Here is a 347-nt window from a genome sequence, read left to right as displayed (position 1 = left end):
CCTTCACCTGTAGCAATAATGATTTGCTTGTAAGGTACAGTCGTACAGTCACCCGCAGCAAATACACCTTGCACATTGGTTTCGTTGCGGTCATTCACAATGATCTCGCCACGGTTGGTTAATTCAACTTCACTGTCTTTCAAGAAGTCAGTGTTTGGCAGTAAACCAATCTGTACAAAGATCCCCGCAAGCTCGACCACATGCTCTTCATCAGTCGCACGATCTTTATATTTAAGACCAGTCACTTGTGAACCATCACCTAACACTTCTGTACTTAAGGCATTCATAATCACCGTTGTGTTTGGCAAGCTATGCAATTTGTTTTGCAACACTTGGTCAGCACGAAG

The 347-nt window shown here is 43.5% G+C and carries 1 protein-coding gene; it reads right to left on the bottom strand.

Annotated features, from left to right (window positions below; translation table 11 throughout):
* On the bottom strand, positions 1 to 347 hold a 347-nt coding region (locus ACTJJG_RS19075; RefSeq protein ID WP_081318679.1), incomplete at both ends, for an FAD-dependent oxidoreductase.

It is taken from the genome of Acinetobacter sp. 22512 (assembly GCF_052044755.1).
In the GTDB taxonomy this organism is placed as follows: domain Bacteria; phylum Pseudomonadota; class Gammaproteobacteria; order Pseudomonadales; family Moraxellaceae; genus Acinetobacter; species Acinetobacter pittii.
The sequence above is the reverse complement of the archived record's forward strand: the minus strand, read 5'-3'. Positions and strand labels throughout refer to the sequence as shown.